14 protein-coding genes are annotated in these 12,912 nt (G+C 70.5%); 6 read left to right on the plus strand and 8 right to left on the minus strand.

The features are described 5' to 3' along the window. The first annotated feature begins 26 nt into the window (after positions 1-26). The 5 genes from QM772_RS12810 to ptsP all read left to right on the plus strand — a co-directional run bounded on the left by QM772_RS12810 (position 27) and on the right by ptsP (position 4,793). Positions 27-560, plus strand: coding sequence for a hypothetical protein (locus tag QM772_RS12810; protein WP_415137047.1), 534 nt, complete (start codon positions 27-29; stop codon positions 558-560). Continuing rightward, entirely contained in the window at positions 557-1,855 is a 1,299-nt protein-coding gene (locus QM772_RS12815; RefSeq protein ID WP_415137049.1) for an MFS transporter, read from the plus strand. The genes QM772_RS12810 and QM772_RS12815 overlap by 4 nt, the downstream gene beginning before the upstream one ends. Before the next feature lie 10 nt (positions 1,856-1,865). Next, positions 1,866-2,315: a PTS sugar transporter subunit IIA gene (locus QM772_RS12820; RefSeq protein WP_415137051.1), complete on the plus strand. Its 450-nt coding sequence runs from the start codon at positions 1,866-1,868 to the stop codon at positions 2,313-2,315. Continuing rightward, on the plus strand, positions 2,284-2,553 hold the full coding sequence (locus tag QM772_RS12825) for an HPr family phosphocarrier protein (RefSeq protein ID WP_415137053.1): 270 nt from the start codon (positions 2,284-2,286) through the stop codon (positions 2,551-2,553). The genes QM772_RS12820 and QM772_RS12825 overlap by 32 nt, the downstream gene beginning before the upstream one ends. 491 nt (positions 2,554-3,044) lie before the next feature. Continuing rightward, entirely contained in the window at positions 3,045-4,793 is a 1,749-nt protein-coding gene (ptsP, locus tag QM772_RS12830; RefSeq protein WP_415137055.1) for a phosphoenolpyruvate--protein phosphotransferase, read from the plus strand. Positions 4,794-4,924: 131 nt separating this feature from the next. Here the strand turns inward: ptsP and QM772_RS12835 are convergent, their stop codons facing one another. From QM772_RS12835 to QM772_RS12850, 4 genes are all read right to left on the minus strand, one after another. Continuing rightward, positions 4,925-6,205: a TRAP transporter large permease gene (locus QM772_RS12835; RefSeq protein ID WP_415137057.1), complete on the minus strand. Its 1,281-nt coding sequence runs from the start codon at positions 6,203-6,205 to the stop codon at positions 4,925-4,927. Further along, positions 6,202-6,765, minus strand: coding sequence for a TRAP transporter small permease (locus QM772_RS12840; protein ID WP_415137059.1), 564 nt, complete (start codon positions 6,763-6,765; stop codon positions 6,202-6,204). Before QM772_RS12840 ends, QM772_RS12835 begins: the two co-directional genes overlap by 4 nt. Before the next feature lie 88 nt (positions 6,766-6,853). Continuing rightward, the gene (locus QM772_RS12845) at positions 6,854-7,312 is read right to left on the minus strand and encodes a type II 3-dehydroquinate dehydratase (protein WP_415137061.1); all 459 of its coding nucleotides are present in this window, start codon (positions 7,310-7,312) and stop codon (positions 6,854-6,856) included. A gap of 8 nt (positions 7,313-7,320) precedes the next feature. After that, positions 7,321-8,322 carry a TRAP transporter substrate-binding protein gene (locus tag QM772_RS12850; protein ID WP_415137063.1) on the minus strand — a complete coding sequence of 334 codons (1,002 nt, stop codon included), beginning with the start codon at positions 8,320-8,322 and terminating at the stop codon, positions 7,321-7,323. 176 nt (positions 8,323-8,498) lie between these two features. Between QM772_RS12850 and QM772_RS12855 the strand changes: the two genes are divergently transcribed. Next, positions 8,499-9,281 carry an IclR family transcriptional regulator gene (locus QM772_RS12855; protein WP_415137065.1) on the plus strand — a complete coding sequence of 261 codons (783 nt, stop codon included), beginning with the start codon at positions 8,499-8,501 and terminating at the stop codon, positions 9,279-9,281. 115 nt (positions 9,282-9,396) lie between these two features. Here QM772_RS12855 and QM772_RS12860 read toward each other — a convergent pair whose 3' ends face one another. From QM772_RS12860 to QM772_RS12875, 4 genes are read right to left on the minus strand one after another with little or no spacing between them, the layout of a single operon-like run. Beyond that, complete coding sequence (locus tag QM772_RS12860) at positions 9,397-10,140, minus strand: ABC transporter ATP-binding protein (protein WP_415137067.1); 744 nt, start codon at positions 10,138-10,140, stop codon at positions 9,397-9,399. Further along, positions 10,140-10,850 carry an ABC transporter ATP-binding protein gene (locus tag QM772_RS12865; RefSeq protein ID WP_415137068.1) on the minus strand — a complete coding sequence of 237 codons (711 nt, stop codon included), beginning with the start codon at positions 10,848-10,850 and terminating at the stop codon, positions 10,140-10,142. Before QM772_RS12865 ends, QM772_RS12860 begins: the two co-directional genes overlap by 1 nt. Positions 10,851-10,860: 10 nt before the next feature. After that, the gene (locus QM772_RS12870) at positions 10,861-11,742 is read right to left on the minus strand and encodes a branched-chain amino acid ABC transporter permease (RefSeq protein WP_415137070.1); all 882 of its coding nucleotides are present in this window, start codon (positions 11,740-11,742) and stop codon (positions 10,861-10,863) included. Positions 11,743-11,782: 40 nt separating this feature from the next. Next, positions 11,783-12,763 (minus strand): branched-chain amino acid ABC transporter permease, encoded by a 981-nt coding sequence (locus QM772_RS12875; RefSeq protein WP_415137072.1) that lies wholly within the window; start codon positions 12,761-12,763, stop codon positions 11,783-11,785. Positions 12,764-12,912: the final 149 nt, after the last annotated feature.

The raw sequence follows: 12,912 nt of genomic DNA on the forward strand, positions 1-12,912 counted from the left end.
GCGTGGCGCAGCCCATAATGCCCGCCATGTCTTCTTTTCCCCTGGCGGTGCTGGGCGCGGCGCTGCTCGCCGGCTGCACGCCGTCGCTGAACTGGCGCGAAGTCGGCCTGCCGCCCACCGGCGCCGCCGCGCTGCTGCCCTGCAAGCCCGACCACGCCCAGCGCAGCGTGCCGCTGGGCGGCGTGCCCACCGAGCTGGCAGTGAGCGGCTGCGAGGCCGGCGGCGCCACCTTCGCCCTGATGGCCGCCCGGCTGCCCGCCGGCCGCGCGCCCGACGAGGTGCTGGCCGGCTGGCAGCAGGCCACGCTGGCCAACATGCAGGCGGGCGGCGAGGTGCGGCGCAGCGACTTCCGCCCGCCCCGGGGCCTGCCGCTGGCGCACGCGCAGCGCCTCGCCGCCGAGGGCCGGCAGGCCGGCGGCCAGCCCGTGGCGGCGCAGGCCGCGTGGACGGCGCGCGCGGCCGAGGGCGGCGGCACCGAGCTGCTGCACGCCGTGATGTACGCGCCGCGGCCGCAGCCCGAGGCGGCCGACGCCTTCTTCGCCGGCATCCGATGGCCATGACGACCGACGCCACCCTGCCGCGCCGCGCCGCCGTGGCGGTGTTCCTGGCCTTCGCGCTGGCCTACTTCGTCTCGGCGCTGCTGCGCGCCGTCACGGCCACGCTGTCGCCGGTGCTGACGGCCGAGTTCCACCTGCACGCGCGCGACCTGGGGCTGCTCGCGGGTGGCTACTTCCTGGGCTTCTCTGCCGTGCAGCTGCCGCTGGGCACCTGGCTCGACCGCCACGGGCCGAAGAAGGTGATCCTGGGCCTGCTGAGCGTGGCGGTGGCGGGCTGCGCCACGTTCGCCATCGCCACCGGCTTCAGCGGGCTGGCGGCCGCGCGCCTGCTGATGGGCGTGGGCGTGGCGGCCTGCCTGATGGCGCCGCTCACCGGCTACCGCCGCTGGCTCAAGCCCGGCGCGCAGCTGCGCGCCAACGCCTGGATGCTGATGGTCGGCTCGCTCGGCATGCTGGCCTCCACGCTGCCGGTGCAGTGGCTGCTGCCGGCGATCGGCTGGCGCGGCCTGTTCTGGGGCCTGGCGGCGCTGGTGCTGCTGGCGATGGCGGTGATCGCGCGGGTGGTGCCGCGCTGGCAGGTTGCTCCCAATTCAATAGCTGCTGGCGCTGGACAGGCGGGCGCTGGAGGCCAAAAAGGCTCTTATCTCGAAATTCTGCGCAACCCCTACTTCCGCCATGCCACGCCGCTGGGCATGTTCAGCTTCGGCGGCATGGTGGCCATCCAGTCGCTGTGGGCCGGGCCGTGGCTGACGCGCGTGGCCGGCGGCACGCCGCTGCAGGCGGCCACCGGGCTGTTCTGGATCAACCTGGGCATGCTCGTCACCTTCTGGGCCTGGGGCCTGCTGCTGCCGCGCCTGGCCGCGCGCGGCGTGTCGGTGGACGCGCTGGTGGTGCGCATCCAGCCCTTCAGCTTCGGCGCGCTGGCGCTGCTGGTGGCGCTGGGCGAGGCGGCCGGGCCGTGGAGCGCCGCGCTGCTGATGTTGTACTGCACGCTCTCCACCCCCTCGGCGCAGGTGCAGCCGGTGGTGGCGCTGGCCTTCGCGCCGCACCTGGCGGGGCGCGCGCTGTCGGCCTTCAACCTGATGATCTTCCTGGGCATCTTCGCCGTGCAGTGGGGCATCGGCCTGGGCGCCGACGCCTTCGAGGCCCTGGGCTGGCGCCCGGCCGACGCGCTGCGCGGCGCGTTCGCCGTGTTCGGGCTGATCAGCCTGGGCGCCTGGCTGCACTTCGCGCTGGGCGCGTGCGTGGATCCGGCGCCGGGCGCGCGCATGGATCCCGCGCCGGGCGCGCGCCGATAATCGGGCGACGATGAACACCATCCTGCTGATCGCCCACGCCCCGCTGGCCAGCGCGCTGCGGGCTGGCGCGCTGCACGTGTTCCCCGACGCCGGCGACGCCGTCCGGGCGCTGGACGTGCTGCCCGCCGACACCCCCGAGCAGACGCTGGCCATGGCCCAGGGGCTGCTGGCCGCCCTGCCCGCCGAGCAGGGCGTGCTGGTGCTGACCGACGTGTTCGGCGCCACGCCCTGCAACGTGGCGCAGCGCCTGGCAGGCGGCGCCGGCGTGCGCCTGCTGGCCGGCGCCAACCTGCCGATGCTGCTGCGCGCCGTGGGCTACCGGCACGAGCCGCTGGAGTCGATGGCGCAGAAGGCGCTGGCCGGCGGCACGCAGGGCATCATGCCCGTGGCCGCCACCGCGCCGCAGAACCAGAGCCGACGAGCAACGAATGACCAGGAACGAGATCACCATCAGCAATAAGCTGGGCCTGCACGCCCGCGCCTCCGCCAAGCTGACCAAGCTGGCCGGCAGCTACCCCTGCGAGGTGTGGATGAGCCGGGGCGAGCGCCGCGTCAACGCCAAGAGCATCATGGGCGTGATGATGCTGGCCGCGGGCCTCGGCAGCGTGGTCGTCGTCGAAACGGACGGGGCGCAGGAGCAGGAGGCGATGGATGCGCTCTTGGCCCTGATCAACGACAAGTTCGGCGAAGGCGAATGAAACAAGCCCCCACGCTTCCCCGCTGCGCGTGGTCCGCTGCCCCCCGAGGGGGCCCCGGCCGCCTTGGGAGCGGCCCGGCGGCGGCCGGAAGTCATGGCCCCCACGCTTCCCGCTGCGCGAGGTCCGCTGCCCTCCAGGGGGGGCCCGGCCGCCTTGGGGGCGGCCCGGCGGCGGCCGGAAGTCATGGCCCCCACGCTTCCTGCTGCGCGAGGTCCGCTGCCCCCCAGGGGGGCCCCGGCCGCCTTGGGAGCGGCCCGGCGGCGGCCGGAGGTCTTGGCCCCCACGCTTCCCCGCTGCGCGAGGTCCGCTGCCCCCCGAGGGGGCCCCGGCCGCCTTGGGAGCGGCCCGGCGGCGGCCGGAGGTCTTGGCCCCCACGCTTCCCCGCTGCGCGAGGTCCGCTGCCCCCCGAGGGGGCCTCGGCCGCCTTGGGACGGCCCGGCGGCGGCCGGAGGTCTTGGCTCTGCACGTTCGCTTTCTGAGGCGCGGCGCCCATGACCTTCTCCGTCCACGGCATCACGGTCTCGCGCGGGGTCGCCATCGGGCGCGCGGTGCTGGTGGCTTCCAGCCGGGTGGACGTGGCGCACTATTTCGTCGAGCCCGACCAGGTGCCGGCCGAGCTGGCGCGTATGCGGGCCGCGCGCAACGCCGTGGTGGAGGAGCTGCAACGCCTGCAGGCCGAGATGCCCAAGGACGCTCCGCCCGAGCTGGACGCCTTGCTCGACGTGCACCTGATGCTGCTGCAAGACGAGATGCTGGGCGCCGGCGTCAAGCAGTTCGTCACCGAGCGCTTCTACAACGCCGAGTGGGCGCTGACCACGCAGCTCGAAATCGTCTCGCGCCAGTTCGACGAGATGGAAGACCCCTATCTGCGCGAGCGCAAGGCCGACCTGGAGCAGGTGATCGAACGCATCCTGCGCCAGTTGAAGGGCGCCGCCCAGCCCGTGGCCGCGCCGCCGCCGCGCGCGCCGCGCCAGCAGGGCTTCGAGCTGGACGACACGCTCGACGTGCCCCTGGTGCTGGTGGCGCACGACCTGTCGCCGGCCGACATGCTGCAATTCAAGAAGAGCGTGTTCGCCGGCTTCGTCACCGACGTCGGCGGCAAGACCAGCCACACCGCCATCGTCGCGCGCAGCATGGACATCCCGGCCGTGGTCGGCGCGCGCTCGGCCAGCCACCTGGTGCGGCAGGACGACTGGGTCGTCATCGACGGCGATGCCGGCGTGATGATCGTCGATCCCTCGCCCATCATCCTGGCCGAATACGGCTTCAAGCAGCGCCAGGGCGAGCTGGAGCGCGGCCGCCTGTCGCGCCTGAAGAACACCCCCGCCGTCACGCTGGACGGGCAGAAGATCGAGCTGCTCGCCAACATCGAGCAGCCCGCCGACACCGCCGCCGCGCTGGCCGTGGGCGCCGTCGGCGTGGGGCTGTTCCGCTCCGAGTTTTTGTTCATGGGCCGCGAGGGCCAGCTGCCCGACGAGGACGAGCAGTACGCCGCCTACCGCGCCGCCGCGCTCGGCATGCACGGCATGCCCATGACCATCCGCACCATCGACATCGGCGCCGACAAGCCGCTCGACGACCGCCGCGCCGACACCCACCTGAACCCCGCGCTGGGCCTGCGCGCCATCCGCTGGAGCCTGTCGGAGCCGGCGATGTTCCTGACCCAGCTGCGCGCCATCCTGCGCGCGGCGGCGCACGGCCAGGTGCACCTGCTGATTCCCATGCTGGCGCACCTGCGCGAGATCCGCCAGACGCTGGAGCTGGTGGACAAGGCGCGCGCCCAGCTCGACGCGCGCGGCGTGGTGCATGGCCCGGTGAAGATCGGCGCCATGATCGAGGTGCCGGCGGCGGCGTTGTCGCTGCGGCTGTTCCTGCGGCACTTCGACTTTCTGTCGATCGGCACCAACGACCTGATCCAGTACACGCTGGCGATCGACCGCGCCGACGAATCGGTGGCGCACCTGTACGACCAGCTCCACCCCGCCGTGCTGCGCCTGCTGGCCGGCACCATCGCCGAAGGCGCGCGCCAGGGCAAGCCCGTGGCCGTGTGCGGCGAGATGGCCGGCGACCCCGGCATGACGCGGCTGCTGCTGGGCCTGGGGCTGCGCAGCTTCTCGATGCACCCGTCGCAGATCCTCGCCGTCAAGCAGGAAATCCTGCGCGCCGACACCGGCAAGCTGGCGCCCTGGGCGCAGGCGGTGCTGGAGAGCGACGAGCCGGCGGAACTGCTCCAGGCGTGATTGCAATCATATTGATAGCTGTCGGCGCTTGACAGGCGGGCGCTGGAGGCCTATTTTGTTCATGAGCCGGGTGTGCCCGCGGGGCCCGGGATCCGCCGCGCGGCCAGCATCCCGTCAGCGCCCGCCGCCGCTCAGCCGCCGAACCACCTGGCCGGCACCGTCACCAGCTGCGGGAACAGCACCATCACGAACATGATGGCGAACTCCGCCGCCATGAACGGCAGCACGCCGCGCGTCACGTCGTCCATCTTCATCCTGCCCACGCCCGCGACCACGTTGAGCACCACGCCCACCGGCGGCGTGATCAGGCCGATGGAGTTGTTGATGATGAACATCACGCCGAAGTAGACCGGATCGATGCCCGCCGCCTTGACCACCGGCATCAGCACCGGCGTCAGGATCAGGATGGTCGGCGTCATGTCCATGGCGGTGCCCACGGCCATCACCAGCAGCATGATGGCGATCATGAGCAGAACCTGGCTGCCCATGAAGGGTTGCAGCAGGTCCACCACCTTGGCCGGCAGGTCGGCCACCGTGATCAGCCAGGCGCTGACCATGGCCGCGGCGATCAGGAACATGACCACCGCGCTGGTCTTGGCCGAGCTCACGAACACCGCGTACAGGTCCTTCAGGCCGATCTCCCGGTACACGAAGGCGGCCACGCAGAAGGCGTACACGGCGGCCACCACGGCGGCCTCGGTCGGGGTGAACACGCCCATGCGCAGGCCCACCAGGATGATCACCGGCAGCATCAGCGCCCAGCCGGCGCCGCGCGCGGCGGCCAGGATCTCGCGGCCGCTCCTGCGCGGCGGCGGCACGATCTTCTCCTTGCGCACCAGCCAGGCCCAGGTGATCCACAGCGCGCCGCCGATCAGCAGGCCCGGCACGATGGCGGCCAGGAACAGCCTGGAGATCGACACGTTGGCCGCCACGCCGAAGATCACCAGCCCGATGCTGGGCGGGATCACCGGGCCGATGATGCCGGTGGCGGCGATCAGGCCGCCGGCGCGCGCCTTGTCGTGGCCGGCGGCGGCCATCATGGGCAGCAGCAGCGCCGTCAGGGCCGCCGCATCGGCCACCGCCGACCCTGACAGGGCCGACAGCAGGCAGCCGGCCAGAATGGTCACGTAGCCCAGGCCGCCGCGCACGTGGCCCACCAGGGCCAGCGCCAGGTGCACGATGCGGCGCGACAGGCCGCCCACGTTCATGATCTCGCCGGCCAGCATGAAGAACGGCACCGCCAGCAGCGGGAAGCTGTCGGCGCCGCCGATCAGGTTCTGGGTCAGGATCTGGGCGTCGAACAGGTCGAGCTGCCACATGAGGGCCACGCCGCTGGCCAGCAGGGCGAACGAGATCGGCATGCCGATGGCCATGGCCAGCAGCAGGGCGCCAAGGAAAACAGCGATGGTCATGGCCGACGCTCCTTCGGGTCGGCTTGCGGGCCCAGCACCTGGGCCAGCGCGGCGGCCTCCTCGGACTCCTGGATCGTCACCAGCTCGCTGTCGGACAGCCGGCCCGCCAGCAGGCGCGCCAGGTCGAGCAGCAGGATGAGCGCCGCAAACACGGCGAACACGATGCCGACCGAATACACCACCGCCATCGAGGCGCCCGTCACCGGGGCTTGGACGTCCCAGTTGATGCGGGTCTGCGCCACGCTGCCCTGGAACAGCAGCCACAGCATGTACAGCATCAGCAGGTGGCTGGCGGCCATGCAGAGCTTCTTGCCCCAGGGCGGCAGCCTGCCCACCACCATGTCCACGCCCAGGTGCGCGCGCTCGCGCAGCGCGACCAGCGCGCCCAGGAAGGTGATCCAGATGAACAGCCAGCGCGAGACCTCCTCGGAGATCGTGATGCCCGAGTTGAAGCCGTAGCGCAGCACCACGTTGCCAAAGACCAGCAGCACCATGACCGCGAGCATGAGGGCGATCAACGCCTCCACTGCGCGGCAGGCGCCATCGATGAGTCGGTTCATGTCCCCTTACCTCCTGCTTGCTTGCGCGCGCGCCGACGGCGCGCGCGGGGCGTCAATGGGCGCTGCCCGCCGCGCCGGCCGCGGCCGGTCAGGCGCGGGCGGCGGCGGGCGCCGATTCGCGCACGATCTCCACCAGCGCCCGCAACGCGGCCAGGTACGACTGCGGCCCCAGGCCCTGGACCGTGCCTTTGACCGCGGGCGAAATGATGGAGTGCGCGCGCCAGCTCTCGCGGGCGGCGATGTTGGACATGTGCACCTCCAGCACCGGGAACGGCATCGCCTTGATCGCGTCGTGCAGCGGCACGCCGTGCTGCGTCAGCCCGGCGGGGTTGACCAGGGCGCCCTGCGCGCCGTCGATGTGCCGATGCAGGAAGTCGATCAGTTCGCCCTCGTGGTTGGACTGGATCTTCTCCACCTGCACGCCCAGTTCGCGCGCCAGGCTGTCGATGCGCTCGTTGATCTGCGCCAGCGTGGTGGTGCCGTAGATGTGGGGTTCGCGGCGCCCGAACAGGTTCAGGTTGGGGCCGTGCAGGACGAGGATTTTCATCGCGGCCGTCACTGCTTGCGGATGCGGGCGAGCTCGCTCTTGTAGAGCTTGACCATGGTCGGGTCGTACTGGGCCGCGAACTTGTCGATCACCGGCGCCGCGATCTGGCGCATGCGGCCCTGCTCGGCCGGCGCCAGCGCGTTGTACTGCGCGCCCTTGGCCTGCAGGTCGCCCAGGGCCTTCTGCGCCGCCGCGCGGCTGACCTGGCGCTGGTAGCCGCGCGACTCGTCGGCGGCTTCCGTCATCCATTTCTGCTCGGCGGGCGTGAGCGAGTCCCAGAACTTCTTGCTGACCAGCACGATGTTGGCGGCGTACACGTGGTTGGTGCCGCTCACGAACTTCTGCACTTCGTAGAACTTGTTCGACAGGATGACCGAGAACGGGTTCTCCTGGCCGTCCACGGCCTTGGATTCGAGCGCGCCGTACAGCTCGGCGAACGGCATCGGCACGGGGTTGGCCTTGAAGGCCTTGAAGGTGTCCAGGAACACCGGGTTCGGGATCACGCGGATCTTCAGGCCCTCCAGGTCCTCAGGCTTGGTGATCGGGTGCTTGCTGTTGGTGACGTTGCGAAAGCCCAGGTCCCAGTAGCCCAGCGCGACCAGGCCCTTTTCAGGCAGCTTGGCGATCAGCGCCTGGCCCAGGGGGCCGTCCAGCAGGGCATCGGCCTGCTCGAAGGTGGCGACGGTGAACGGGAAGTCGAGCAGCCCGAATTCCTTCACGATGCCGGCCAGCGAGGTGGTGGCGGGCGCCGACATCTGCTGCACGCCGCCCTGCAGGGCCGACTGCTGCTGCATCTCGTTGCCCAACTGGTTGGACGGGAACTCCTGCACCTTCATCCTGCCGCCGCTCTTGGCGGACAGCAGTTCGGCAAAGCGCTTGACCCCGAAGCTGACCGGGTGGTCAGGGTTGTTCAGGTGGCCAAAGCGGATCAAGCGGTCCTGCTGGGCCCAGGCGGGGGCGGCGAAGGCGGCGCACAGGCCGATGGCGGCCACGACTCGAGAGAGTTTCACGGTTTGTCTCCATTGCTGTTGTGGATATCGGGCTCGGACGGGCTGGCCCCCGCCGAGTCGGCGCGATGATAAATCAATATGGAAAATATTTCCATAAAAGAATTGTCTTCCAGAAGGTTGCTACAATTTCCCTGCCGCAGCCGAGCCGGGCCTGCGCGGGGAACACGGAGACGGGCATGAGTGGTGCACTGGAACGCAGCTTCAAGGTACTGGAGTACCTGGCCGACCGCCCGGAGGGCGTGCCGCTGTCCGGTCTGGCCGCCGCGCTGGGGATCCCGCTGTCGGCCACCCATCGGCTGCTGAGTGAGCTGGTCCGCTGCGGCTACGTGCGGCAGGACGCTCACAGCGGGTACTACCTGATGACCATCAAGCTGGTGTCGGTCGGGCTGTCGTTCCTCAGCCGCGCCGGCATCGTCGACGTGGCGCAGCCGCTGCTGGACCAGCTGGCGGCCGACTCGGGCGAGCTGGTGCGCCTGGCCGTGGTGGACGGCGAGGACCTGACCTTCGTGGCCAAGGCCCAGGGCGCCAAGCACGGCCTGCGCTACGACCCGGACATGGGCCTGTCGGTGGCGCTGTCGTGCAGTGCCGCCGGCCACGCGCTGCTGTCGGCGTACCCGGAGGACGAGGCGATGGCCCTGGTGGCGCGCAAGGGCCTGGGCCGCCCGCAGGACTACGGCCCCAACGCCCCGACCACCCTCAAGGAGGTGATGGCTTACGTGCGCGCGGCCGGCCAGCGCGGCTTCAGCATGATCAACGAGGTGTTCGCGCCCGGCATGTCGGCCATGGCGGCGCCGGTGTTCGGCGCGGACGGCGGCGCCATCGGCGTGATCACCATCGCCGGCCCGGTGGTGCGCCTGACGCCGCAGCGCATGGAGGCGCTGGGCCCCACACTGCTGGCCGCGGCGCGCGAGGTGGCGCGCGCCAGCGGCGCTTCGGCGCTGTTCAAGCGCCGCGCCTGAGCGGCCGGCGGGCCAGGCCGCAATCCTGAATTGATAGCTGGCGGCGCTTGTCTGGCGGGCGCTGAAGGCCGATTTGGGGGATTTCTTCCGATGCCGAGCATTGCGAAGCGGCCCTTCAGTCGATCTTGTAGTCCATCCAGGAGGCGATCATGCCGCGCAGCGCCGTGGCGTCGTGGAAGGCCGAGGCGCGCGCCTGCGCCTTGTTGCGCCCCAGCTCCAGGATGTACACCTCGTCCGAGACGTTGATGCACTGGCGCACGTTCTGGTCCACCAGGACCACGGTGCGCCCCTCGTCCGCCAGCGTGCGGATGAAGCGGTAGATTTCCTTCGACAGCTTCGGCGCGATCATCGCCGTCGGCTCGTCGAGCAGGATCACCTGAGGGTCCAGCAGCAGCGCCCGCCCCAGTTCCAGGAAGCGCTGCTGGCCGCCGCTCATGCTGGAGGCGGGCGCCCGGCGCTTCTCGCGCAGGATGGGGAAGCGCTCGTACACCGCCTCCATCGCTTTGGCCATGCGCGCCTTGTCGCCGCGGAAGGGCCAGCAGCCCAGCTGCAGGTTGTCCTCGACCGACAGCTCGCCGAAGAGGCTGCGGCTCTGCGGCACGAAGGCCACGCCCTGCGCCGCGCGCTGGTCCGGCTTCATCGTGGTGATGTCGCGCTCGCCGAGCTCGATGCGCCCGCCCGCGCGCGGGCGCAGGAAGCCGAACAGGGTCTTCAGCACGGTGGACTTGCCCGCGCCGTTGGGGCCGATGATGCCCGTCACCTCGCCCGCCTTCGCGTGCAGGTGGACGCCGTTGAGGATGGTGATGTCGCCGTGGTAGGCCACCGTGACGTCGTGCAGTCGGATGCCGGTGGCGGCCATCAGTCGGCTCCCAGGTAGGCTTCGACGACCAGGGGGTCGTTCCTGACGTGCTGCGCGTCGCCCTCGGAAATGACGGCGCCCTCGTTCAGCACGATGATGTGGTCGGACAGCTGGTAGATGGAGGTGAGGTCGTGCGAGACGAGCATGATCGAGCAGCCGTCTTCCGCGGGGATCTTGCGGATGATGTCGATCATCAGCAGCGCCAGCTCGGGGTTCACGCCGGCGAAGGGTTCGTCCAGCAGGATCAGGCGCGGGCCGGTCACCATGATGCGCGCCAGCTCCAGCAGCTTCTGCTGGCCGCCCGACAGCTCGGACGCATGGTTGGCGCGCAGCCGCTTGAGCAGCACCTTCTCCAGCCAGTAGTCGGCGCGCTGGCGCGCGACGCCGGCCGCGACGCCGTGCGGGATCAGCGCGATCTCGAGGTTCTCGTCCAGCGTCAGCCGGGGAAAGACGCGCGGAACCTGGAACGTGCGCCCGATGCCGCGCAGGGCGGCCTGCATCGGCGTCTGGCGCGTGGCGTCCCGGCCGGCGAGGCCGATGTGGCCGTCGTCGGCCTGGTAGAGGCCGTTGATACAGTTCAGCAGCGTGGTCTTGCCCGAGCCGTTCATGCCGATCACGCCGAGGATGGCGCGGTCCGGCACCTCGAACGAGACGCCCTTGAGCGCCTGCAGCCCGCCGAAGGCCTTGCGGAGGTTCTCGACTTTCAGCACCCGGGCACCTTCAGCGACGGTAGGTCTTGCCGAACAGACCGCTCGGCTTGACGAAGAGGACGAACACCAGCACCGCGAAACCCACGGCCAGCGCGAGCGATGCATTCACGTAGATGGACATCACCTGCTCGGTCACCGCGAAGATCAGCGCGCCCACCACCGCCCCCACCGGATGGCCCAGGCCGCCCAGCACCACCACGATGAAGCCGATCAGCGTGTAGTCGGCCCCGGCGAAGGGCGAGAACGAGGGAAAGACCAGCGCCGTCAGCACGCCGGAAACGGCGGCCAGGCCCAGGCCGACACCGAAGGCCAGGGCCGACAGCCGGCCGACGTTGATGCCGACGATCTGCACCGCGTCCGGGTTCATCGTGATCGCGCGCAGCGCCTTGCCGGCCAGCGTGCGGTAGAGGAACCAGCTCATCGCCCCCATCAGCACCAGCACCAGCGCGAGCGCGACCAGGCGCAGCGTGGGTACGACGATGGGGCCGATCACGATCGACGCCGGCTCGACCGCGTAGCCCAGCGAACGCGGGTCGGCCTCGAAAGTCAGCAACATCGTCGCGGCGACGACGATCGACAGGCCGTAGGTTGCCAGCAGCGAGGCCGATTCGGGGTCGTCCGAGCGCCGCAGCCGCGGCACCAGCAGGTAGTACAGGCCGTAGCCCGCCGCGCCGAACACGACGAAAGCCACCGGCACCGCCAGCAAGGGGTTCAGGCCGGCCTGGTGCACCAGCAGCCAGGCCAGGTAGGAGCCCGCCACGACGAACTCGCCGTGCGAGAAATTCACCACGCGCAGCACGCCGAAGATGAGGTTCAGGCCGATGGCGATCAGGCCGTAGATGGCGCCCACGACGAGACCGTTGACGAGGGCTTGGAGGGTGAGCGTCAGCATCGAAGGGGACCGAGCGGAGAGAGGGCGCAGGGCAAGGCCGTCACGCGATGTAGCGGCGCAGCGCCGGCCAGCGCTTGACCGCCGTGCCGACGAGGCCGTGCGGCGCGAAGGTGATCAGGCCGAGGATCAGCAGGCCCAGCAGCAGCATGTTCAGCAGCGGGAAGCGCTGCCAGATCAGGTCGTCGATGCCCAGCAGCGCCAGCGCGCCCACTACCGGTCCGACGATGGTGCCGAAGCCGCCGGCCATCGCGTAGACGATGCTTTTGGCGCTGACCAGCACGTTGAATGCCGCCTCGGGGTCGATCACGTTGGTGTACCAGGCCTCGATGCCGCCGGCGCCGCCGGCGAGCGCGGCGGTGATGACCCAGGCCTTCAGGCGCGCGCGGCCGACGTTCACGCCGAGCACCTCGGCGGCGTCCGCGTCGTCGCGGATCGCGCGCAGCAGCTTGCCCAGCCGAGAGCCGCTGAGCCACAGCACGATGGACAGCGTGACCACGAGCAGCCCCAGCATCGCGAAATAGCTGGCCCGGGGGTCGTTGGCCGCGGCCAGCATGAGGCCGCTGCTGCCGCCCGTGATCTCGGAGGGGAGGTTGATGATGACGAGCCGGCAGACGGTCGCCAGCGCCAGGCTGACGATGCCGAAGTAGACCCCGCGCAGCCGCAGGGTCGGCGAGAACAGCAGCGACAGCACCATGCCGGCCACCACCGCGGCGGCGATGCCCGCGCCGACCGGCAGGCCGAAGCTCTTGATGCACATGCCGGCGGCGTAGGCGCCCACGCCGTAGAAGGCGACGAAGCCGAAGGGCATGTAGCCGGTGAAGCCGGCCATGATGTTCAGCGCGCTGGCCATCACCACCCACAGCATGGCGTAGAAGGCGAACGAGAGATTCTCGGAAAAATACGGCGCCAGCGTGAACCCCAGCGCCACCAGCAGAAAGAAGGCGCCGGCGATCCGCAGGCGCGGGCCGGTGTCGGCCATCTGGCGGATCAGGGTAGGCGGTGTGGGTGCGGGAGCGGTCATCAGGGATTCACAGGGGCATCGGGAAAGACTATATCGGAGAGATTCGAATGCGTGTCATGAGCGGATGTGCGGCTGGCATGCCTGTTGGTTAATCCGCATCAGGGTTTTGTCGGGAATAACCATCTGTTAATGGGGCCGGACAAATCGGC

Origin of the sequence: Ottowia sp. (assembly GCF_047601385.1) — a bacterium.
In the GTDB taxonomy this organism is placed as follows: domain Bacteria; phylum Pseudomonadota; class Gammaproteobacteria; order Burkholderiales; family Burkholderiaceae_C; genus Ottowia.

Coding starts and splice junctions, on each gene's coding strand:
- QM772_RS12875 (WP_415137072.1), bottom strand. CDS start 12,763: ATGACCGCTCCCGCACCCACACCGCCTACCCTGATCCGCCAGATGGCC.
- QM772_RS12860 (WP_415137067.1), bottom strand. CDS start 10,140: ATGGCCGCCACCGGCATCCGACTGCACGACGTCACGGTGGCCTACCAC.
- QM772_RS12855 (WP_415137065.1), top strand. CDS start 8,499: ATGAGTGGTGCACTGGAACGCAGCTTCAAGGTACTGGAGTACCTGGCC.
- QM772_RS12810 (WP_415137047.1), top strand. CDS start 27: ATGTCTTCTTTTCCCCTGGCGGTGCTGGGCGCGGCGCTGCTCGCCGGC.
- QM772_RS12835 (WP_415137057.1), bottom strand. CDS start 6,205: ATGACCATCGCTGTTTTCCTTGGCGCCCTGCTGCTGGCCATGGCCATC.
- QM772_RS12825 (WP_415137053.1), top strand. CDS start 2,284: ATGACCAGGAACGAGATCACCATCAGCAATAAGCTGGGCCTGCACGCC.
- QM772_RS12820 (WP_415137051.1), top strand. CDS start 1,866: ATGAACACCATCCTGCTGATCGCCCACGCCCCGCTGGCCAGCGCGCTG.
- QM772_RS12870 (WP_415137070.1), bottom strand. CDS start 11,742: ATGCTGACGCTCACCCTCCAAGCCCTCGTCAACGGTCTCGTCGTGGGC.
- QM772_RS12815 (WP_415137049.1), top strand. CDS start 557: ATGACGACCGACGCCACCCTGCCGCGCCGCGCCGCCGTGGCGGTGTTC.
- QM772_RS12845 (WP_415137061.1), bottom strand. CDS start 7,312: ATGAAAATCCTCGTCCTGCACGGCCCCAACCTGAACCTGTTCGGGCGC.
- ptsP (WP_415137055.1), top strand. CDS start 3,045: ATGACCTTCTCCGTCCACGGCATCACGGTCTCGCGCGGGGTCGCCATC.
- QM772_RS12840 (WP_415137059.1), bottom strand. CDS start 6,765: ATGAACCGACTCATCGATGGCGCCTGCCGCGCAGTGGAGGCGTTGATC.